General features: G+C 66.7%; 21 protein-coding genes. 9 read left to right on the top strand and 12 right to left on the bottom strand.

The window, feature by feature from the left end:
* The first annotated feature begins 60 nt into the window (after positions 1-60).
* The 3 genes from WDZ97_RS05420 to WDZ97_RS05410 all read left to right on the top strand — a co-directional run bounded on the left by WDZ97_RS05420 (position 61) and on the right by WDZ97_RS05410 (position 2,239).
* On the top strand, positions 61-453 hold the full coding sequence (locus WDZ97_RS05420) for a DUF4398 domain-containing protein (protein WP_425762047.1): 393 nt from the start codon (positions 61-63) through the stop codon (positions 451-453).
* The gene (locus WDZ97_RS05415) at positions 453-1,361 is read left to right on the top strand and encodes an OmpA family protein (RefSeq protein WP_425762046.1); all 909 of its coding nucleotides are present in this window, start codon (positions 453-455) and stop codon (positions 1,359-1,361) included. The genes WDZ97_RS05420 and WDZ97_RS05415 overlap by 1 nt, the downstream gene beginning before the upstream one ends.
* Positions 1,362-1,522: 161 nt before the next feature.
* The gene (locus tag WDZ97_RS05410) at positions 1,523-2,239 is read left to right on the top strand and encodes a Crp/Fnr family transcriptional regulator (protein ID WP_425762045.1); all 717 of its coding nucleotides are present in this window, start codon (positions 1,523-1,525) and stop codon (positions 2,237-2,239) included.
* A gap of 55 nt (positions 2,240-2,294) precedes the next feature.
* Here WDZ97_RS05410 and WDZ97_RS05405 read toward each other — a convergent pair whose 3' ends face one another.
* From WDZ97_RS05405 to WDZ97_RS05390, 4 genes are all read right to left on the bottom strand, one after another.
* Entirely contained in the window at positions 2,295-5,219 is a 2,925-nt protein-coding gene (locus WDZ97_RS05405; protein ID WP_425762044.1) for an EAL domain-containing protein, read from the bottom strand.
* 87 nt (positions 5,220-5,306) lie between these two features.
* Positions 5,307-6,470 carry a methyl-accepting chemotaxis protein gene (locus WDZ97_RS05400; RefSeq protein WP_341929172.1) on the bottom strand — a complete coding sequence of 388 codons (1,164 nt, stop codon included), beginning with the start codon at positions 6,468-6,470 and terminating at the stop codon, positions 5,307-5,309.
* A 177-nt stretch (positions 6,471-6,647) separates the two neighbouring features.
* Entirely contained in the window at positions 6,648-7,346 is a 699-nt protein-coding gene (locus WDZ97_RS05395; protein ID WP_425762043.1) for a Bax inhibitor-1/YccA family protein, read from the bottom strand.
* Positions 7,347-7,403: 57 nt separating this feature from the next.
* Positions 7,404-7,742: an HPF/RaiA family ribosome-associated protein gene (locus tag WDZ97_RS05390; RefSeq protein ID WP_304003618.1), complete on the bottom strand. Its 339-nt coding sequence runs from the start codon at positions 7,740-7,742 to the stop codon at positions 7,404-7,406.
* A 109-nt stretch (positions 7,743-7,851) separates the two neighbouring features.
* Between WDZ97_RS05390 and WDZ97_RS05385 the strand changes: the two genes are divergently transcribed.
* Complete coding sequence (locus WDZ97_RS05385; protein WP_425762042.1) at positions 7,852-8,724, top strand: LysR family transcriptional regulator; 873 nt, start codon at positions 7,852-7,854, stop codon at positions 8,722-8,724.
* Between the two features lie 17 nt (positions 8,725-8,741).
* Here WDZ97_RS05385 and WDZ97_RS05380 read toward each other — a convergent pair whose 3' ends face one another.
* The 4 genes from WDZ97_RS05380 to WDZ97_RS05365 form a co-directional block, all read right to left on the bottom strand.
* Positions 8,742-9,590 carry a DUF429 domain-containing protein gene (locus tag WDZ97_RS05380; protein ID WP_425762041.1) on the bottom strand — a complete coding sequence of 283 codons (849 nt, stop codon included), beginning with the start codon at positions 9,588-9,590 and terminating at the stop codon, positions 8,742-8,744.
* Positions 9,591-9,624: 34 nt separating this feature from the next.
* Positions 9,625-10,287, bottom strand: a complete 663-nt coding sequence (locus WDZ97_RS05375; protein ID WP_425762040.1) for a PEP-CTERM sorting domain-containing protein — start codon at positions 10,285-10,287, stop codon at positions 9,625-9,627.
* A 198-nt stretch (positions 10,288-10,485) separates the two neighbouring features.
* Positions 10,486-11,136 (bottom strand): lamin tail domain-containing protein, encoded by a 651-nt coding sequence (locus WDZ97_RS05370; RefSeq protein ID WP_425762039.1) that lies wholly within the window; start codon positions 11,134-11,136, stop codon positions 10,486-10,488.
* A 35-nt stretch (positions 11,137-11,171) separates the two neighbouring features.
* Positions 11,172-12,086, bottom strand: a complete 915-nt coding sequence (locus WDZ97_RS05365; RefSeq protein WP_425762038.1) for an SdiA-regulated domain-containing protein — start codon at positions 12,084-12,086, stop codon at positions 11,172-11,174.
* 187 nt (positions 12,087-12,273) lie between these two features.
* On the opposite strand from WDZ97_RS05365, the gene WDZ97_RS05360 reads away from it, so the two are divergent.
* Positions 12,274-12,720, top strand: coding sequence for an MEKHLA domain-containing protein (locus tag WDZ97_RS05360; protein ID WP_425762037.1), 447 nt, complete (start codon positions 12,274-12,276; stop codon positions 12,718-12,720).
* On the top strand, positions 12,717-13,928 hold the full coding sequence (locus WDZ97_RS05355; protein WP_425762036.1) for a M20 aminoacylase family protein: 1,212 nt from the start codon (positions 12,717-12,719) through the stop codon (positions 13,926-13,928). Before WDZ97_RS05360 ends, WDZ97_RS05355 begins: the two co-directional genes overlap by 4 nt.
* Before the next feature lie 114 nt (positions 13,929-14,042).
* Here the strand turns inward: WDZ97_RS05355 and WDZ97_RS05350 are convergent, their stop codons facing one another.
* Positions 14,043-15,668: a hypothetical protein gene (locus tag WDZ97_RS05350; RefSeq protein WP_425762035.1), complete on the bottom strand. Its 1,626-nt coding sequence runs from the start codon at positions 15,666-15,668 to the stop codon at positions 14,043-14,045.
* Positions 15,669-15,802: 134 nt separating this feature from the next.
* Between WDZ97_RS05350 and WDZ97_RS05345 the strand changes: the two genes are divergently transcribed.
* Positions 15,803-16,279 (top strand): cyclic nucleotide-binding domain-containing protein, encoded by a 477-nt coding sequence (locus WDZ97_RS05345; protein ID WP_304003627.1) that lies wholly within the window; start codon positions 15,803-15,805, stop codon positions 16,277-16,279.
* The gene (locus tag WDZ97_RS05340; RefSeq protein WP_425762034.1) at positions 16,276-17,397 is read left to right on the top strand and encodes an AI-2E family transporter; all 1,122 of its coding nucleotides are present in this window, start codon (positions 16,276-16,278) and stop codon (positions 17,395-17,397) included. The genes WDZ97_RS05345 and WDZ97_RS05340 overlap by 4 nt, the downstream gene beginning before the upstream one ends.
* Before the next feature lie 5 nt (positions 17,398-17,402).
* Here WDZ97_RS05340 and WDZ97_RS05335 read toward each other — a convergent pair whose 3' ends face one another.
* Positions 17,403-17,795, bottom strand: coding sequence for a group II truncated hemoglobin (locus tag WDZ97_RS05335; protein ID WP_019918310.1), 393 nt, complete (start codon positions 17,793-17,795; stop codon positions 17,403-17,405).
* 157 nt (positions 17,796-17,952) lie between these two features.
* Here WDZ97_RS05335 and WDZ97_RS05330 point away from each other — a divergent pair, with 157 nt between their 5' ends.
* Positions 17,953-18,723: a SapC family protein gene (locus tag WDZ97_RS05330; RefSeq protein ID WP_304025987.1), complete on the top strand. Its 771-nt coding sequence runs from the start codon at positions 17,953-17,955 to the stop codon at positions 18,721-18,723.
* Here WDZ97_RS05330 and WDZ97_RS05325 read toward each other — a convergent pair.
* Complete coding sequence (locus WDZ97_RS05325) at positions 18,720-20,072, bottom strand: ATP-binding protein (RefSeq protein ID WP_425762033.1); 1,353 nt, start codon at positions 20,070-20,072, stop codon at positions 18,720-18,722. The two genes, WDZ97_RS05330 and WDZ97_RS05325, sit on opposite strands and share 4 nt — an antisense overlap.
* 90 nt (positions 20,073-20,162) lie before the next feature.
* Positions 20,163-20,891 carry a two-component system response regulator OmpR gene (gene ompR / locus WDZ97_RS05320; RefSeq protein WP_019918306.1) on the bottom strand — a complete coding sequence of 243 codons (729 nt, stop codon included), beginning with the start codon at positions 20,889-20,891 and terminating at the stop codon, positions 20,163-20,165.
* Positions 20,892-20,998: the final 107 nt, after the last annotated feature.

The following is a 20,998-nucleotide window of genomic DNA, read 5'->3' as shown; positions in this document are numbered from 1 at the left end:
GCATCGCGCCGTGACCGTACGGCGACCGGTGTCGCCGGCGGCCTCAACAGGGAACACGATATGAACAAGCATTCCAGCCCGTACCGGGCAGGCCGGCAGGGTGTTGCCGCAGTGGCGGTGCTGATTGCGCTCGTCGGCTGTGCGTCGACACCACCGCCCACCGCATCACTGCAGGCGGCCGAGCGGGCCATCGCGAGCGCCGAACAGGCACGCGTGACCGACTTTGCCGCCAACGAACTGGGCGAGGCTCGCGACAAGCTCAATGCCGCCCGTGACGCCGTGCGGCAGGAGGACATGGTGCGCGCCTATCGACTGGCCGAGCAGTCCCGCGCCGCCGCCGAATTGGCCTCCGCCCGTGCCGCTCTGGCACGGGCCCGCGCGGTGAATGCGGACATGAGTCGCAGCACCGACACGCTGAAGCAGGAAATGCAGCGCAACACCGGAGACCGCTGATGGACACCACCCGATACGCCGCAACCCGACTGGGGGCAGCCGTTCTGAGCACGTTCGCACTGGCCGCCTGTTCGACACTGCCTGACTCTTCACCCGGTGCCGACGCGGCACGCAACAGGCTGGCGCAACTGCAGGCCGACCCGCAGCTGGCGCGCCGCGCTCCGGAGGCGCTCCGCGATGCCGAAGCGGCGGTGCGCGAGGCGGAGCTGCCGCCGCGCGACAGCGAGCAGGGGGCACATCGCGTCGTGATGGCTGAACGCAGGATTGATATCGCGCGGGCACTGGCCGAAGCGCGGCTGGCGGAAGACCAGCGCAGCCAACTCGCCGCGCAGCGCGAAGGCGCGCGACTGGATGCCCGGACGCGTGAGGCCGACGTCGCTCGGGACGATGCCACATCGGCGCGCAGTGACGCCGAGGACGCCCGCGGCGACGCCGAGCTGTCGCGCCGTCAGGCCGAGACTGCGCGGGCGGATGCGGCCAGGGCGGAACAGGCGAACGCGGACGCTCAGGCACGGATGGATGAGCTCGAAGCCCGTCCGACCGATCGCGGTCTGGTCATTACGCTGGGTGACGTGCTGTTTCGCAGCGGCGAAGCGGGGTTGATCGCAGGCGTCGCACCGGACCTCGACAAGCTTGCGGCGTTCATGGAGGCCTATCCGGAGCGCACCGCGACAGTCGAGGGGCACACCGACAACGTGGGCCGCGGCGATGCCAATCTCGGCCTGTCACAGCGACGGGCCGATTCGGTGAAGGCCTATCTGGTGGCCCGCGGCGTTTCGTCGTCGCGCATCGTCGCCTCCGGCATGGGCGAACATGCACCGATCGCCAGCAACGAGTCCGCCAGCGGGCGGCAGCAGAACCGCCGCGTCGACATCATCATCAACACCGCGGGCGACGGTCGCCGCTGACGCAACAGCGGTGTCCGGGCAGTTCTCCGCTGCCCGGAAGCTATGTACGGTAACGCACATATCTTCCGGGTGATCGCTTGCTATAGTGATTTCAGATGTTTTCCAGCGTGCATGCAGCACGCTTTTTTTCGATTACCCAAAGTCGCTGGAGGGCGCTGAACGTGAACGCCGCAGACCCGAAAAGCAACCGTCTGCTTGCCGCACTGCCCGAGGCCGACTGGCTGCGCTGGCAGCCCCTCCTGGAATGGGTCGATCTGCCGCTGGGCGAGGTGCTGTACGAATCCGGCCGCACCCTCAGCCATGTCTACTTTCCGACCAGCGCCATCGTGTCGCTGCTCTACGTAATGGAGAACGGCGCCTCGGCGGAGATCGCCGTGGTCGGCAACGAAGGCGTGGTCGGCATTTCGCTGTTCATGGGCGGCGAGTCGACGCCCAGCCGAGCGGTCGTGCAGAGTGCCGGCAAGGGCGTGCGCATGCGCGCGCAGACGATCAAGGAAGAATTCAACCGCGCCGGCCCTGTCATGCATCTGTTGCTGCGCTACACGCAGGCGCTGATCACGCAGATGGCGCAGACGGCGGTGTGCAACCGCCACCACACGCTGGACCAGCAGCTGTGCCGCTGGCTGCTGCTGAGCCTGGACCGCCTGCAGGGCAGCGAGCTGACGATGACGCAGGAACTGATCGCCAACATGCTGGGCGTGCGCCGCGAAGGGGTCACCGAGGCGGCGCTGAAACTGCAGAAGATCGGCCTGATCCGCTACGCGCGCGGCCACATCCACGTGCTCGACCGGGCAGGGCTGGAGGCGCGTACCTGCGAGTGTTACGCCGTGGTGAAGAAGGAATACGACAGACTGCTGCCAGACCGCACGGCGACGTAATGGCCGTCGCGGGTCAGGTAGTGCGCTATGCAATTCCCGCTGTGGTGAGCATGTTCTAGCCCACCCCCATCATGTGCGCAAAGCCGTGCGGTGACGCCTGCTGCATTTTCAGCAAGGCCTCGAATTCCGCAGCCGGCAGCGGTTTCGCGAACAGATAACCCTGCGCGTAGTCGCAGCCCAGCCCGTCGAGGATGTCGCGTTGCGCCACCGTTTCGACGCCTTCCGCCACCACCTCGATGCCCAGCTTGTGCGCCAGCAGCACGATGGCCTCCGGCAGAGCCGTGCCGGACGGATCCACAGTCATGTTGCGGACGAAGGACTGGTCGAGCTTCAGGTAGTCCATGTCGAACTTGCTCAGGTATGACAGCGCCGAATAGCCGGTGCCGAAGTCGTCGATCGAAATCTGCATGCCCGCCTCGCGGAATTTCTGCAGCTGTCGCGACACGCTGCTGCTGGCGTCGAGCAGCAGGCTTTCGGTGATTTCGATCACCACGCTGTCGCCCGGCAGGCCGAGCGCTTCGATGTGGGCCACCCAGTTGGCGTGGCCCTCGCTGCGCGCGAACTGGGCCGGTGACATGTTCACGCCCATCTGCAGTTCCGGCGCGTAGTGCGCACGCCAGTGCAGCAGCTGGCGGGTCGCGTCGCGGAACACGCGGTCGCCGATCGGCACGATGAGGCCGGTTTCCTCGGCCAGCGGGATGAAATCGGCCGGGCTGACCAGGCCGCGCTCCGGATGCATCCAGCGCAACAGCGCCTCGGCCTTGTGGATGCGCCCGCTGCTCAGGCTGATGATGGGCTGGTAGTGCAGCACGAACTGGTCGTTGTCGACCGCGGTGCGCAGGTCCTGCACCAGTTGCTGGCGCCTGAGCGCCGCCTCCTGCATCGAACTGACGAAGTAGTTGAAGCGGTCGCGCCCGGCATCCTTGGCGCCGTACATCGCCTGATCGGCGTTGCGGATCAGGCTGTCGGCGTCGGTGCCGTCCTGCGGGTAGACGGTAATGCCGATGCTGGCCGACAGATGGGCGTGGGCGTGGCCGAGTTCGTACGGCGCCTGCAGCGCCCGCAGCACCTCGCCAGCGATGCGTTCGGTTCCGGCGGGGTCGTCCTGCTCCGACAGGATGACGGTGAACTCGTCGCCGCCCAGCCGCGCTACCGTGTCGGACTCGCGCACGCAAGCTGTGATGCGGCGCGCGGCCTCGATCAGCACGAGGTCCCCGGTCTGGTGGCCGAAGGCGTCATTCACGTCCTTGAAGCGATCGAGGTCGATGAACATCAGAACCATCGGACGACCGCTGCGGTGCGACTTGCGCAGTTCCTGCTCCAGCCGGTCGCGGAACATGCGGCGGTTCGGCAACTGGGTCAGCACGTCGTAGTTGGCCTGTGTCCAGATCAGTTCCTCGGTGCGCTTCTGCTCCGTGATGTCGCGGATGAAGGCGCTGAATTCGTAGGTGCCGCGATGCATATTCGCGGAGATCGTCAGTTCGATCGGAATATCGTGGCCGACACGGTGGCGGCCGCTGATCTGGATGCGCTTGTTCAGCACCGGTCCCTGGCCAACCGCCAGGAAGTGCTTCAGGCCCCGCACATGGGCGTCGCGGAACTCCGGAGGAATGATCACGTCGTGCATAGGCCGGCCCAGCACCTCGGTCCGCGACCAGCCGAATATTCGCTCGGCCTGCGGATTCCAGCCGGTGATCAGGCCGTCGGCGTTCATCTGCACCACGGCATCAAGGGCCGACTCGATGATGGCGCGCATGCGCGCCTCGTCCTCCTCGCGCGCCGCCATCAATCCGGTAAGGCCGTCGGCCATTTCGTTGAAACTGGCGGCGACCTGCGCCAGTTCGTCCTGGCTGTCCGGGCGGATGCGCACCTTCAGGTCGCCACCAGCCAGCGCGTGTGCTGACGCCGCAAGGCCGGCCACGGTGCGGGTGATCGCGAAATAGCCGCCGATGGTGCAGTAGGCGGCTGCGGCCAGCAGCGCGAAGGCTACGCCGAGTATCGTGTAGAGCGCGCGGTCGAGCCGGTCGATACGCTGGCGGATCAGATCTTCGGCGGTTGGCAGCAGCGACTGCTCGATCTGCCGATAGATGCGGTCGATGGCCGCCGTCGTGCCGTCGTAGAACCCCTGCGGTGACAGCGCAATCTGTCCGGAGGACGCCAGCAACTGCGTCTCGACCTGACGCACGATGCTGCCCAGCGAGTCGGCGATATCCACCGCCGACCTCGATACCGTCTCTTGCAGCGACGGGTTGTAGCGGCCGGTCTTCTCGATGTTGTAACTGGCGCTCTTGCGCGCGGCATCGAGTTCGGCGACCAGCGCCGACATTTCGATCACCTGTTGCGTCGTGGCCGACCCGGCAGCGAGGATGACGGTGCCGAAGGCGCGTACCCGTCCCAGTCGCTCTATGGTCGCCGGCAGCTTGTTCACGCTGCTGTCGATCAGATAGTAGGAGGCCGCTTCCGGGTCCAGCGTCAGCAGATACCGGTCGGCGACGTCGGCCTCGAAGTTCAGCAGGTGCTCGATCAGGCGGGTGTGCACCTCGAAATTGATCTCTGGTGACCAGCCCCGTCCCTGGATGCGCAGACGTTCCCACTCGGTGCGGATTTCGAAGAAATCGCGGCTGGTGATCAGATCGCGCGGCAGTTCCTGCACCAGCGTGTCGAAGGCGGCGGTGACCTGCGCCTCGCGTGCCTCGCGCTCCGGCTGCATCGCGACGACGCCTCCCAGTTCGCCGGCGGCCAGGCCGCGATGCTTCTGCAGCACCTGCACAGCGTGAGTCAGCGTGCGGATGCGCGCGATGCCCTCCAGTTCATGCCGGGCCGCGCGGATGTCGGCGCTCAGACTGGTGTAGAGGTTGTAGACGACGACCACGAAGGCGAACAGCACCATGGACCCCAGCACCGCGAACTTGCGGGGGTAGTCCAGCCTGTTCATCAACCGGATGGCGGGACTGAAAAGTGTGCGGATGCCGCTTGCCATTGTTCTCTGATGCCTGCCTTGCTACTTACTTGGAGTGGGGTTTGCCGACGGGTGCAGGCTACGCCGTCCGCAGGGTGCCGGGTGTGATCAGGTCTTGAAGGCCTGTACCGCGGCTTGCAGCGTCTGTGCCGCGCTGGCCACTTCGTTGCCCTGCCGGGCGGTTTCCTGCGCGCCGTGTGCGCTTTCTTCCGACAGTGCGAACAGCACGTCGTTGTTGCGCACGATTTCGCTCACCGCCGCGTTCTGCACGCTGAGGCTGCTGCTGATCGTGGTCGACTTGCCCGACAGTTCGAGCAGACGCTGCAGGATGTCGTCGAACTCGCTGACCGCGGCGGCCGTGTTCTGCGTGGCGCCATTCACTTCCTCGCTCGAACTGCGGACCAGCGCGATCGTCTGTTCGGCGTCGTCGCGGATGCGCACCACCAGCTGGCTGATGTCGTTTGCCGACGCCTGGCTGCGCTGCGCAAGCTTGCGCACCTCGTCGGCCACGACCGCAAAACCGCGACCCTGTTCGCCGGCGCGGGCGGCCTCGATAGCGGCGTTCAGTGCCAGCAGATTGGTCTGGTCGGACAGTTCCTTGATCAGTTCGTTGATGCGGTTGATCGCACGCGAGTCCTCGACCAATTGCTCGATCACGGTGAGCGAGCTGGCCATCTTGTCGGAGGCGGCATGGACGCTGGTCAGCGACGCCTGCAGCGTCGTCTTGCCCGCCTGCGATGCTTCGCCGGCGCTGCGCGCCAGTTCGCTGGCCTCGTGCGACAGCGACTCGACCTCGCGGATGTTGCCGCTCATCTGTTCGATCGCGCTGCCGACGGCGCGGATCGAATCGAGCTGGCGGGTACCGTTCTCGCGCGCGGCGCCGGAGAAGGTCGACAGGTCCACCGCGGCACTGGTCAGCGTGCCCGACAGCCCTTGCACGCGCTCGACCAGCTGCTTCACCGCCTTGCGGGCCGCGTTGTACTCGTAGCACAGCCAGGCGAAATCGTCCTTGCCGTCGAGGCTCAGCTTGCAGTCCAGGTGGCCCTTGGCCAGCGCATTGAGGCCGCCGACGATCACTTCGGCGCGCAGGCCGTAGAAGCGGCCTATCAGCGCACCGGTCACCGCGCCGCCGACCAGCAGCACCAGCGAAGCACCGATCTGCAGCGGCCAGTTCTCCCAGCCGGAGGCGACGTTCAGCACGACGCAGCAGACCAGCGCCGACGAGGCACCGAACAGTGCAAAGGCCTTGCGCACACTCAGATTCTTCAACATGGCTCCTCCGGCGGGCGTATGTGTTGTGTGTTGCCCGGGCGCCGCGGCTACCCGTCCTGCAGGGTAACGGGTGCATTTCCCTGTTTCTTGAGCCGGCATGGCCGCGTTGCGGGACGAAAAAAAGTCCGCGGGCGGCGGGCGCCGCGCGCGGACAACCGGGATCGCACCGGAGGAGTGTCAGTCGTTGCTGCTGCCCATGAAGCCGAACAACTGCAGCAGCGAAGTAAAGAGGTTGAAGATGGACACGAACAGGCCGGTGGTGGCCATCACGTAGTTCGTCTCACCTCCACGCACGATGCGCTGCGTTTCGAAGGCGATCATGCCGGCCATCAGCAGCACCACGGCGGCGGACACGGTCAGCGACAGGGCAGGGATCTGGAAGAACATGGCGCCCAGACCCGCCAGGATCGCCACCACCATGCCGATGAACAGGAAGCTGCCCATGCCCGACAGGTCGCGCTTCGTCACCGTCGCCCAGCCGGACATCGCGAGGAAGACGCCAGCGGTGGCGCCGAGCGCCAGCGTGATGGTCTGGCTGCCGCCGGGCAGGCTCATCACCGCGTTCAGCAGCGGGCCGATGGTGTAGCCCATGAAGCCGGTCAGCGCGAAGGTGAGCAGAACCCCTGCGCCGCTGTCGCGGAACTTGTTGACTGCGAACAGCAGGCCAAAATAGCCGGCCAGCGTCAGCAGAATGCCCGGTGCCGGCCAGCGCGCAGCCATGGCAACGTAGGCGACGAGTGCGCTGAACGCCAGGTTCATGCCGAGCAGCATGTAGGTGTTGCGCAGCACCTTGCGACCGGCGCCGTCGATGACGACTGCGTCGGCGACCTCGGCGCGCAGGCCGAGCGGGGTGGTACGGGGATATCGATGTTCCATGTCTGTATTACTCCATTCGTTGAAAGCGTTGAGACGGATGCGGCCGATCGTACGGGCTCATTCGGTCTGGAAATTCAGTGTCCGGGCGGATGAGTGCTGCCGCGCGCGGCGCACCGTGCGCAGCAGGCGCTGCGCGGCGCGGGCGAGGGCGGCGTCGAGCGCACCGCGCCAGTCGCGCGACCGTGCGCTGACCACCACCGGTTCGCTGCCGATCATCTGCAGTTCGACGCGCACCTCCTTGTCGACGCCACCACGCGGACCATTGGTGTCGTCAAGCCTCACCTTCGCTCTCGGCACGCGCCAGGCGAGTCGCCGCAGCACGAAGCGCAGCCGGTTCTCGGCCACGCTGCGCAGGGCACTGACTTCCGGATTCCGTGATTCGACGATGACTTCCATGGCGGACCTCCTGTGTGGGATGGAAGCGCCACCTTACGCGCGTATGCGTTTCCTAAAAATGGATGTTTGTAGTAGCTTTACTTCGTAAATTACGAAGTCAAAGGCATCCATGCTGAACTACCGCCACCTCTATTACTTCTGGGTCGCCACCAAGGAGGGCGGCATCGCCCGCGCAGCCGAGCGGCTGGACATGGCGGTGCAGACGGTGAGCACACAGATCCGTGAACTGGAGCGCGCGCTCGGTCACGCGCTGTTCAAGCCGTCCGGCCGCACGGTCGAGCTGACCCCGGCCGGCAGCGCGGCGCTGCGTCTGGCGGAACAGATCTTCCAGCTCGGCGAGCAGCTGCCGCTGGCTGTGCGCGAAGCGGCGCAGGCGCAGGGCGTACGGTTGTCGGTGGGCATTTCCGACGGCCTGCCGAAACCGGCTGCGCGCCATCTGCTGGCGCCGGCCACCGATACGCCGGGTCTGCACCTGATCTGCGTGGAGGGCAATTTCGACGAATTGCTCGCCGATCTGGCCCTGCACAAGCTCGACGTGGTTCTGGCCGACCGACCGGCGTCGGTCAATCCGAATTTGCGGGTCTACAGTCACGCGGTCGGCGACGCGGCGCTCGCCTGGTACGCGCCGGCCGCGCTCGCCGCTCAGGCTGGCGAGGGTTTCCCGGCCTGTCTGGACCGCCTGCCGCTGCTGCTGCCGACGCGCGACTCGGCGGTACGCGCGCGCATCGACGACTGGTTCGAGCGCAAGGGGCTGCATCCGCGCATCGTCGGCGAATTCGAGGACAGCGCGCTGCTCGCGACCTTCGGCGAAAGCGGCCTCGGGGCCTTTCCGGCGACCGAGTGGTCACACGAGGAATTCACGCACCACCGCCAGTTGCAGCTGCTTGGCCGCTGTACCGAAGTGGTCGAACACTTCTACGCGATCTCCGCCGAACGACGCGTACAGCACCCGCTGGTGCAGAAGCTGCTCGCCGGCCATTGACGGCTCGACGCGCCGTGTCAGTGCGTCGTGACGGCGACCCGTTCGGGCGCGGTGACGCCGACGATCCAGCCCTCGACCGGATCGATGTGCAGCGGCAGGCCGTAGCCAGCATCGCGCCGCATCCACGCCCACGCAGCCTGCACCAGACAGAGCACGCAATCCAGCGTGTCGCCGGTACCGTCGGTGGTCATCGCTTCGAGCAGCTGTGCATCGTCACAGCAGAGCGGCACGCCCAGCGGATGCTGACCACGTAGCAGCGCTTCGGTCAGGAGCATCCGGTTGGCCAGACGCTCGCGTGTCTGGCCGGCGGCGTTTTCGCTTTTATATGAGCCGGCGACGATGCTGCGCGCCAGCCAGCCCGGATAGGCTTCCAGTGCGATGCGACGGGCGTCGCCACCGTGCATGCCGGGAATGTGGACACCGGCGTCGAGCAGCCGGCGCGCGCCCTCCTGGAACATCCATCCGACCGGTGGATTGACGAACTTGAGCGGGCTGTGCGATCCGGCTGGACGGTCGGTCACGCGGTGCGGATACTTCTGGCCTGTCGGGCGCTGCGCACGTTCGGCGTCAGCCAGGTTCTTGAATTCGCTGCGTGAAAGCGCCGCGACGGCCCGCACCATGCCGGCCCAGTCGGTCGGCCAGCCGTGCTCGAGCACCGATTCCCGCGGCAGCCCGAAAGGAAAGTCGAAAGCCCCGAGCCATGGGCCCGGGCGATTCAGGAACGCGTCGAATCCGTCCCAGGACGGAAAACGCTCGATGCCCTCGAGGACCAGCCCGCGATCCGCCACCACCGTGCCGCGGGCGACGGTGATCGGCTTGCGGGCCGAGGGCGACGACGTGAAATCGATGCCGTACAGCGTACTCATGGGCGCAGCATACGCCCGAAGGGCGAGATTCCGGCTATCGGCGGTCAGACCTCATGTTGCGCCGCAGTATCATGACCCCCAGGCCGGCTGCCATCAGCAAGGCGGGCGCCGGTTCGGGCACGGTGCTCGCGATCGACAGAGGTGGCGCGCCAGCGCCGCTCGAGCTCTGACCGATAGCGACCGAAGCATCGCCGTTTCGCCCCAGCTGGACGGAACCGCCCTGGGGAAATGGCCGAGGGCCGGGCAGGCCACCGCCGCCGGACAGCGTCAGCGTTGCGCCACCGGTTCCATTGACAGGCAGGGTGGGCAGCGGACCGTTTCCGGTCAATGACAATGGGTGGATAGGTGACACGGGTTGCGGCGTCGCGGCGACGATGTCGAGGGCGCGGCCCGCCAGCAGCAGTGTCGAATCGGAGTCGATGCCGATCTGCGGCGCGACGAGCACGATTTCCGGGGCTTCCAGGGTAGAGCGCAACAGCGTCAGGCTGCCGGATGCTTCGAGCACGAGTTTGATCGGGTCAGTGACCACCGCGTCGCTGAGGGAGAAGTTGCCGGCGCACGAAAGGTGACCATAGGTATCGGACAAGCTGCTCAGCTCGCCGCTGCAGGACACGTTTCCCGCGATGGACGTGGCGTGTGCGACCGGACTGAGCAGAATTACGCCCGTCAGCAAGGCAGAGGCAAACGGCGTGCGCATCGGATGAGCTCCTCGGAACGTCTGTCGGCAGGCGACGGTGTGTGTGTGCCGTCATCTTTACGCACATGTCCTGTCTTCTGCCATCGTCCGAAGGGACGACCATGCATATCGGGTGGCGTTTCCGACCGGCTCGCCGTTTCCCATGTGGCCGGTGAGCCACGCAGCCCGACGGGTCTGCGTGGCATCGAAGGCTGCCGATCAGGCGCGACGGCGGGCGGCGAAGCCGATCAGGCCCAGGCCAGCCAGCAGCAGGGCGTAGCTTTCGGGTTCCGGCACGGCGGCGGCGAAGGCGGTGACGCCCGGGCTGGCCACGGCACCGCTGAGCGACACGTAGGAACCTTCGGCGTCGCCGACCGACGACAGCACCCACTGCGTTGCGTCGTTCGCGCCGAGCGCGGCTTCGGACGAGGCGCGGCCGCTGACGCCCTGGGTGCGCGGGCCACCGGCGGCGCTGTTGTCACCGTAGGTCAGGCGGTCGACCAGCGAACCCGAGGCGTCGAACAGGTTCAGCTCGTCGGCGCGGCCGATGTTGTTGGTGTAGCCGCCCAGCACCTTGACGCCAGCGCCGAGGTTCCAGTCGAGGCGGAAGGTGTCGGCATCGATTTCGGTGATGACCACCGATTCGCCGGCGCCGACCAGACCGAAGCCGCTCAGGTCGAACACGCCCGGCAGACGGCTGTCGTCGTCATAGCTCCAGCCGGTGAAGTCGATGGCGCTGCTGCCCCGGTTGGTGAATTCGATGAACTCGCCACTGCCACCCGAGTACATCCACTCGGTGATGCGGACGTCGGCATGGGCCAGTTGCGGTGCAAGACCTGCAGCGATCAGCAGTGCGATGAGCTTGTTCATGTTGTGTTCTCCGTGGCGGGGTGTATCGAGGGGGATCAGACGGGCATGCGGCGGCGTGCGAATGCGCCGACCAGACCCAGGCCGGCCAGCATCAGCGCAGCGACTTCGGGTTCCGGTACCGGCGGGGTGGGCGCCAGCACGTACAGACGCGGCGTTTCGCCGACGATGTAGATGACGCCATTGCCGTCGATGGTGACGCCTTCGGCATCGCCGGCGATGGCCGAGAAGTCGAAGCTGCTCAGGATCTGACCGCTGCGGCTCACTTCCATCAGGCGCGGCGTTTCCTGGCTGAACACCAGCAGGTTGTCCTGGTCGGTCGTGCCCCGCAGCGACTGCACCGTGCTCAGCACCTGCACGCCCGACAGGTCCAGCGTCCCGAAGATCTGGGCGAACGGGTTGGCCGGCGGCACCAGTTCGGTGACCGATGCGGAACCGTTCGCGAAGTCGAGGGCCGCGTCATAAACAGCCTGCGGCACTTTCTCCTTCACCAGCACGAAGCGGCCGCTCAGCGGATCGTAGGAAATGTCTTCCAGACCGATATTGCCGACGGTGGGACCGACCGACACGGAAGGCAGGTTGTTGCGGCCGACCGCGCCGCCGGCCTGGTAGCTGAACAGGTAGACGTCCTGCAGGCGTTCTTCGACGACGGCGAACTGGCCGTTGCCGACATAGGTGAGGCCTTCGGTATCGTCGAAGCCGAACAGATTCATCGAACCGATGAGCTGGCCCTGCTTGTTCACCTCGACCACATAGTCGCCTTCGTCGCCGACGACGAACAGCGTGTCGCTGTCCCAGTTCCACGTGACGGCCGATGCTTCGGAGGCGCGTGCCGCGGGCAGGTCGTAGGTGGCGACCAGGCTGTAATTCGCGAGATCGAGGCTGGCGATCTGTGCCTGCACCGGGGCGGCGAAGGCGAGGGCCAGTGCGGCTGCGCCCAATGTGAATTTCATGTTGCGGCTCCGTGAAGGTGGTGTCAGCCGCAACCATGCGTGGCGCGCGTTGCGCGCGCATGACGAACGATAGTCCGTCCGGACTACGCACACCGAAGGCTGCCGAACGGGGTGTCGTCCTCCGGGAGGCACCGGCCGCGTGGCGGAACCAGCCCGGCTCGTCGGCGAGCGATGGTATCTTTGGGCCATGAGCGCACCGCCTGACGACACCTTCCTGCGCGAGCACAGCGCATTGCTGGCCGACAGCTTTCACCGCGTGACCGGCCAGTTGCTGCCGTCGGATCCGCACACGCTGTATCACGCGCCGTTCGCGCTGGTGTCGCACGGCACGGAGGCCGACCCGGTGTTCAACTACGCCAATGCGTACGCGCAGCAACTGTTCGGCTACGACTGGGCCACCTTCGTCACGCTGCCTTCGCGTCTGTCGGCGCGCGCGCCTGAGCGCGACGAACGTGCGCGCCTGCTCGATCTCGTGACACGACAGGGCTATATCGCCGACTACTGCGGCATCCGCGTGCGCAGCGATGGCACGCTGTTCCGCATCAGTCGTGCGACGGTGTGGAACGTGATCGACGCCGACGGCGTGCTGCGCGGTCAGGCGGCGATGTTTTCCGATATCGAGGAATTGCAATGAGCAGCACGCACCCGCTGATCGAGGCGCTGGACGCGCGTGTCGCCCGCTGGACACAGACGCGGCGCGACCTGCACGCCCATCCGGAACTGGCCTTCGAAGAGAATCGCACCGCCGACGTGGTGGCCCGCTCCTTGCGCGCGGCCGGCGTCGAAGTGCATGAAGGCATCGGTCGTACCGGGGTGGTCGGCGTGCTGCGCAACGGCTCGGGCCGCGGCGCGATCGGCCTGCGCGCCGACATGGACGCGCTGCCGATGACCGAGCAGAACACCTTCGCTCATCGCTCGACGCATCCGGGGCGCATGCACGGCTGTGGCCACGACGGGCATACCGCGATGCTGCTGGCGGCGGCGGAGTATCTGGCCGAGACGCGGGGCTTCGACGGCACCGTGTACTTCATCTTCCAGCCGGCGGAGGAGGGCATGGGCGGCGCGCCGGCGATGATTGCCGACGGGCTGTTCGAGCGCTTTCCGATGCAGGCGGTGTTCGGTCTGCACAACTGGCCCGGCCTGCCGGTCGGCCAGATGGCCGTGCATACCGGGCCGGCGATGGCCTGCAGCGATTCGATCGACATCACGATAGACGGACGCGGCGCGCACGCGGCGATGCCGCATCTGGGCGCCGACCCGGTGCTGGCCGGCGCGGCCATCGTGCAGTCGCTGCAGTCCATCGTGTCGCGCAATGTGCCACCGGTCGAATGCGGCGTGGTCAGCATCACCCAGTTCAATGCCGGCGAGGCCTACAACGTGATCCCGCAGTCGGCGACGCTGCGCGGCACGGCGCGCGCCTTCACGCCGGAGGTGCGCGACCAGCTCGAAGCCGGCATCGCGCGCGTGGTGCAGGGCGTGGCGGCGGCACACGACGTCACCGCCTCGACGACCTACCGTCGGGGTTACCCGCCGACCCTCAACAGCGAGAGCGAGGCCGCCTTCTGCGCGACGGTCGCGCGGGAAGTGTTCGGCGACGGCAGTGTGCATACGAACTACCCGCCCAGCATGGGCGCCGAGGACTTCGCCTACATGCTGCAGGAGAAGCCCGGCTGCTACGTCTGGCTGGGTAACGGCGGCGGACCGGACGCGGCGTCCGACCCGGCGCACGCCGAGGGCGGCGGCTGCATGCTGCACAACCCGCGCTACGACTTCAACGACCGCATCATTCCGCTGGGCGTGGCCTACTGGACGCGGCTGGTCGAGCGCTGGCTGGAAGGCTGATGCCGGGGAGGGCCGGGTGAGCGCTCTTCTGACCGCGACTGGGCGATCGGTTGGCCGCCGGCTTCGATTCTGGCCAGATTCGCGAGCGAGCGAAACATCGGCTCCGCCCGCAGATCAGGCACTGCGCAAACCAAGCCAGCGCGCAACCAGGATGGCGCTGACCGGCATCAGCACGGCAATGCCGACCACGGTCAGCAGCAACGGCGTCAGGTCGCCGTAGTTGGCGGCGGTCATCACGGCACCGGTGGCCGGATCCTTCACTTCGCGCGACAGCACGTAGATCTGGTTCAGGTATTTGGTGCCGAGCTGGCTGGCCGACAGCGCCAGATTGGTGAAGGAGGCCATCACCGCGAAGAAGGTCGCCTTCAGATGGGCTGGCGCCGAATTGGCGATCCAGGCCAGCATCGGAATCATCGAAATCTGCCCCAGCGGCGATTCCAGCGCGGTATCGATCACCGCGATGAAGCGCGCGTCGACCACGCCGCCGGTCATGCGAGCGGTCCATTCGTGCAGGCCCAGGCTCATGCCCAGCGTCGGCATCGACAGGATGAAACCTGCCGCGGTAAGCCAGCCGACCACATAGGTGATCGAGCGCTCGGCCATGAAGCGGCGGAACATGAACATGCCGATCAGCGTCAGCGTCGAGCCGATCAGCGACAGCACCGAAAAGAAGGCCTGATCGAAGCCGAGCACGTCTATGGTCCACCACGACACGCCGGGGCCGGTGCCGGGCGTGGCGCGGAACATGAAGATGACCAGCGCGGTGCCGATCAGCGTATTGCGCGCACTGGCGTCCAGCTCGCGGGTGAGCCGGGTCATCAGGAAGGCGATGATGGTGAAGGAGCCTAGAAAGATGATTTCCTGGTTCCACTTCAGGTCGGACAGACCCATGCCCAGCGTGAACACGACGAACACCAGACTGCCGCCGAGGATCCACCAGTTCGGATCGGTGTGGCTGTCGGGGTCGCGCAGCAGCGCGGCGGCCTCGGCGCGCGACAGCCCGCGCGCCATGTGGGCCGCGATGGCGCCGCGCTTGAGCCAGGCGGCGAAAGCGACGCCGGCGACGGAAATGGCGGGAATGGTCAGTGCCATCAGGTAGACGTCGCGGTAGATCAGTACCTTCTGCGCTTCCGGCAGCTTCTCGGTGCCGGCGAACACGTAAAGATTGATCAGCGCCACCAGCACGCTGCCGCCGATGATGGCCACACGGCCCAGCGTCTGCATCGTGGTGTGCATCAGCTTCAGTCGGGCGGGCGGCACCGGCGCGCCGTTTTCGTCGACGTGCGGTACGGCTTCCACCGTCATCGCATCGGCCACCGCGTCCTGCAGCACGTAGCCGATCGGGCTCAGCAGCGCACTGATGACGAACCAGGTATTGACCGGCAGTACCGCCGCCATCGCCTCGCGCTCGGCGATCAGGCCGGCCATGATGAGCAGGCTGGCGGCGATCAGGCCGGCGCCGAGGTAGATGAGCAGGCTCTTGAAGCGCCACAGCAGATCGACCAGATGGCCCATCGGCATCTTCAGCGCCCACGGAATGCCGACCCAGAAACCCAGCATGGCCAGGAATTCGGCCGACAGTCCGAGGTAGTCCTTGACGAAGAAGGTGCCGACGATGCCGGTCAGGCCCTGGATGCCGGCCGCCATGTAGACCATCAGTGGCGGCAGGTAGGAAAGGCGCATCTCGCGCCCGAGGGACAGGATGTTCAGATCGATCCAGCGCAGCAGTCGGGATGTCATGGTCTGTTCTTGTTGTGGCGATCGCGCCTGTGACCGGCAAGGATAGGGGGAATTCCGTGTGCCGTGGCGAAAGCGCCGGCGGAAAGCCGGTATGCTTGCGAGCTGACCGCCCACCTACCCTACGGAGCCCAGAAGTGCGTCTTTTCGGCCGCGACGACGACCGCGCAGCGCTGCAGCCGCTGCGCCAGATCAAGCTCTTTTCGTCGCTGACTGCGCGCGAGCTGAAGGTGGTGCAGGCGCTGCGGCACGAACGTCAGTATCTGGCCGGCGAGATCGTGTTCGACGAGGGCGACGAGGGGCAGGCGATCTATGCCGTGGTCGAGGGCGAGGTCGAAATCCTGCGCGCCGACGGCAACCGCCAGCAGCGGCTGGCGCTGCTCGGCAGCGGCGAGGTGTTCGGCGAACTGGCGCTGCTCGATCAGGCGCCGCGGGCGGCGCAGGCGAGGGCGCACAGCGACTGCCGGCTGGTGGTGTTCTTCCGCGCCGACTTCATGAGCCTGCTGGAAACCCATCCCAAGATTGCCTCCAAGATCGCCTTGGCGCTGGCACGCCATCTGGGCGGCCGGCTGCGTCAGGCCAATGCCGGCGCCCGCCAGGAAGGACATCTGTGAGGCGGCTGCAGCCCTCGGGCGCCGGACCCGTGGCGTGGTGCGGCATCCTGCTGGCCACCACGCTGGCGCTCTATCTTTTCCAGCACGTGCTGTGGCTGGTGCTGCCCTTCCTGTTCGGGCTGATCGCCTACTACTTTCTTTACCCGCCGATGCAGCGGCTGATGTTCGCCGGCTTTTCGCAGGCGGCGGCGGCCAACATCACGGTCGGCGTGTTCGCACTGCTGCTGGTCGTCTGTTTCGTGCTGGTGCTGCCCTGGTTCGCGGCGCACGCGGTCAGCGTGCAGGACACCGGGCAGCGCTATCTGCAGGGTGGGCTGGCCTTGCTCGACGACACGCTGCGCGCGCTCGAAGTCCGTTCGCGCTTCATGCGCGACGCGCACGTGGCGAATGCGGTGTCGTCGCACATCGCCGCGGCGGGGGAGGGCTTCGCCCAGGAACGCCTGCCGGCGCTGATGCTGGGCGTCGCCGCCTGGCTACCGTCCTTCCTGCTGGCGCCTTTCCTCGCATACTTCTTCCTGCGCGACGGCCGGCGCTTCCAGCGTTTCCTTGCACGTGCGGTGCCGAACGCCTTCTTTGAGCGCACGCTGCACCTGCTGTATGAGGTCGACCGCACCACGCGTGCCTACTTCCAGGGGCTGATCAAGCTCACCGTGCTCGACGCCGCCTGTCTGGCCGCCGGCCTGTGGCTGATCGGGCTGTCGTCGCCGTTGATGCTGGGGCTGATCACCGCAGTACTCGCCTGGGTGCCTTACGTCGGTTCGATACTGGGGTGTGCGGTGGTGGTGATGGTGGCGGCGACCGACTTCCCCGGTTCGCCGTCGGTCGCCTACGCGGCGGTCGGGCTGTTCGTCTGTGTCCGTCTGCTCGACGATTTCGTGTTCATGCCGCTGACCATAGGCCGCAGCCTGAAGATGCATCCGCTGGTGACGGTGCTGATGATTTTCGTCGGTGGCGCGGTCGCTGGCGTCGCCGGTCTGCTGCTGGTGCTGCCGGTGCTGGGCGTCGTGATGGTAATCGGCGAAACGGTCAGCATCGTCGCCGCCGACCCGCGACTTCACGCACGGCACGCACACGCACGCCGATTGCGCCTGCAGTCGGTCACGCGCGACCTGGGCTGACGATATCAGCCCTCGCGATTGCGCATGTGGTCGGCGAGATCCTCGATGGCACTCAGCAACTGGGCGTTGGCTTCGTCCGGCGGCAGCACTTCGTCCATCGCCATGCGCATGCACATGAGCCACTGGTCGCGCTCGGCCTCGCCGATGGTGAAGGGCAGGTGACGGGCGCGCAGGCGCGGGTGACCGTAGGCTTGCACGAACAGCTGCGGGCCGCCGAGCCAGCCCGACAGATACATGAACAGTTTCTGGTTGGAGCCGGACAGGTCGGCCGGATGCAGCTTGCGGATGCCGTAGGCCTCCGGCAGCGTATCCATCAGCTCGTAGAAGCGGTCAACCAGGCGGCGTATGGTCGGCTCGCCGCCGATGTGTTCGTAGAAGGTGGTGGCAGTCTGGGTCATGGCGTGGTGATTCTGCGTCGAGGCGTGATTTTATCGCGTTGCGGGACGGCTACATCGCGTGGACGGCGGTCGTTTTTCGCAGGGACGTCATCGCTGCCGGCATAGAATCGCCGCGCTGCGCGTCGCTTACATGACCCGAGCCGAACCGAGGACTGCCATGAAGACCCTGCTTTTCTACGACAACGTGGTCGTGCTGAACCGCGACACCCACCGCGACCTGCGCCTGAAGCCTCAGGACAACCTGAAGTTCGCGGCGGAAACCAATTGCGTACCGCTGGCCCTGGTCGAGTTCGGCGACGTCGCCCGCGAATACCCCATCGTGTTCGCCCGCCTGCCCGGCGGCCTGGTGCCGGTCGCGCTGCTCGGCCTGCGCGACGCCGAAAACCTCTATGTCACGCCGGAAGGCAAATGGGACGCACGCTACGTACCGGCCTTCGTGCGCCGCTACCCCTTCGTCGCGGTGCAGGACAACAACGCGCCGGACAAGCTGCTGGTGTGCATGGACGACAAGTTCCCCGGATTCAACACGGAAGAGGGCGAACGCCTGTTTGACGAGAACGGCGCCGAAACCGACTTCCTGAAGAATGCGCTCGCCTTCGTGCAGGGCTATCAGAACGAGGCGCAGCGTACCGCCGAGTTCTGCCGCGAGGTCGAGCAGCTCGGTCTGCTCAACGAGATGAGCGCGATGGCCGAGCTCAACGACGGTCGCAAGTTCCGCCTCGACGGCCTGTGGGTGATCGACGAAGCCAAGCTGCAGGCACTTTCGGCGGCAGCGGCCGTCGATCTGTTCCGTCGCGGCTGGATGGGGCTGGTCTATGCGCAACTGCTGTCGCTCGGCCACCTGCGCATCCTGCTCGACCGCACCGCAGCGCGCGGCGCGGCCGACGCGCCGGCGACCGCCGAGGCGGCAGAAGCGACGAAGCACTAGCTTTTCGCGCTTGCCGCGTTTGCCGTCACCGGCAGGGTCAGGCGGGCGATCAGCCCGCCGCCCTCGCGCGGCAGCAGGTCGAAGCGCCCGCCGTGCGCGCGCATCGTGCGCTCGACGATGGCCAGCCCCAGCCCGGCGCCGCTCTGGCCGGTGCGAGCGTTGTCGAGCCGGGTGAACGGGCGCTTCAGCCGCTCGACCTGCTCAGGCGGAATACCCGGTCCGCGGTCGCTCACGTCTATCCTGACCTCGTTGCCATCCAGACTGCAGTTCAGCTCTATCGGCTGGTTTTCGCCGGCGTGGCGCAGCGCATTGTCGATCAGGTTGTTCAGGCAGCGGCGGATCGCCAGCGGGCGAAAGCGCATTGCCGGCAGCGGATCGATGTGACCGGTACTGACCGGCTTGTCGTGGCGCGCGTAGGCTTGCGCCGCTTCCAGCACCAGACTGGCCAGATCGCCGTCGATCGGCTCCTCGCCGGTGGTGATGCGCGCGAAATCGAGGAACTGGCCGATGATCTTGTCCATGTCGTCGATGTCGGCGCTCATGTCGCGCACGGTTTCGGGGTCCAGCCCGGCCAGTTCCATGTCGAGCCGCAGACGGGTCAGCGGCGTGCGCAGATCGTGTGAGATGCCGGCCAGGATCAGTGCGCGCTCGTCCTCGTTACGGGCGATGTCGTCCGCCATCTGGTTGAAGGCGTGCGCCACTTCGGCCAATTCCTCGGCGCCGCATTCGGCCAGCGGGGCAGGGCGCTCGCCGCGCCCGATGGCCCGTGCGGCGCGCTTCATCGCGGCCAGCGGCCGCGTCACCCGCTGCACGATCAGATAGGCGCCGCCCAGCGCGAGCAGCAGGGCAGCCGTGCCCCAGCCGATCACCTCCAGCGCCAGCGGGCGTTCGATGCGGTTGCGCGGCAGCATGAGCCAGTAGTCGTCAACGCCTTCTTCGTCGGCAATGCTGAAGCTGACGAACAGTCCGCTCTGCAGACCCTTGGTGACGACGATGCGCGTGCGCGGATCGAGCCGCTTGCGCAGTTCCTGTTCGATGGCGAGCAGCGTGCTGTCGCCCTTGACCGGCTGGAAGCCTGGAATGTCGCCGTCGGGATAGATGCGCAGGCCCTCGCGCATCGACAGTTCGGTGAGCAGTTCGAGCCTGCGCTGCGGATCGGCGCTGACCAGCGAGGCGCGGGTCAGGTTGATCACGCTGATGACGATCTGTGCCGCCTGCTGGGCGCGCGGCCCCTGTTCAAGCCAGCTGTAGATGCCGGACCAGGCCAGCACCGACGCGGTGAGCAGTCCGGCCAGCAGCAGAAAGGTGCGCGCAAGCAGCGAACGCGGCAGCAGCGTGAAGCGACGCAACGGACGACTCAGATTCTGTCCGGTCCAGCGCGTCAGGCTGCCGCGCCGACGTGCCCGCTTTACCACTTCGGCGCGTGCCCGGGGAGGGCGTCAGCCATGACGGGTGCCGTCAGGCACGAACACGTAACCGAAGCCCCATACCGTCTGCAGATAGCGCGGCTTGGCCGGATCGTCCTCGACCAGCTTGCGCAGACGCGACATCTGCACGTCGATCGAGCGGTCGAAGGCGTCGTACTCGCGGCCGCGCGCCAGTTCCATCAGCTTGTCGCGCGACAGCGGCACGCGCGGCGATTCGAGCAGTACGCGCAGCAGCGAGAACTCGCCGGTGGTCAGCACCTGCTCCTGTCCGTTGCGGGTGAGCGTACGTGCGGCCAGATTGACCTCGACCTGGCCGAAGCGCACCACGCGTTCGTCCAGAGTCGGCGCGCCCGGCGGCGGTTTCGGCGCCTGACGGCGCAGCACCGCGTTGATGCGGGCGACCAGTTCCCGCGGGTTGAAGGGCTTGGGCAGGTAGTCGTCTGCGCCCATTTCGAGACCGACGATGCGGTCGACCTCGTCACCCTTGGCGGTCAGCATGACCACCGGAATCGTGTTGTCCTGAGCGCGCAGCCGTCGGCAGATGGCCAGTCCGTCCTCGCCCGGCAGCATCAGGTCGAGCACCATCAGGTCGTACAGTTCACGGGCCAGCGCGCGGTCCATCTGCGTGCTGTCGGCTACCGCCTTGACCGTGAAGCCCTGTTCGCCGAGGTAGCGTTCGAGCAGCGCGCGCAGGCGGGCGTCGTCATCGACGACAAGTATCTTGCGTTTTTTTTCTTCCATGGACCGATGCTACCCGAGCGCATCGGCGCAATTCAATTGCGCCGTGAGCGGATGTAACGCATCGAGAAGGTCGTTACCCGCGCTTACAAAGCGCTGCCGCCGCCACA

The organism is Methyloversatilis sp. MC4-4 (genome assembly GCF_049843555.1).
Classification (GTDB): Bacteria; Pseudomonadota; Gammaproteobacteria; order Burkholderiales; family Rhodocyclaceae; genus Methyloversatilis; species Methyloversatilis discipulorum_B.
The sequence above is the reverse complement of the archived record's forward strand: the minus strand, read 5'-3'. Positions and strand labels throughout refer to the sequence as shown.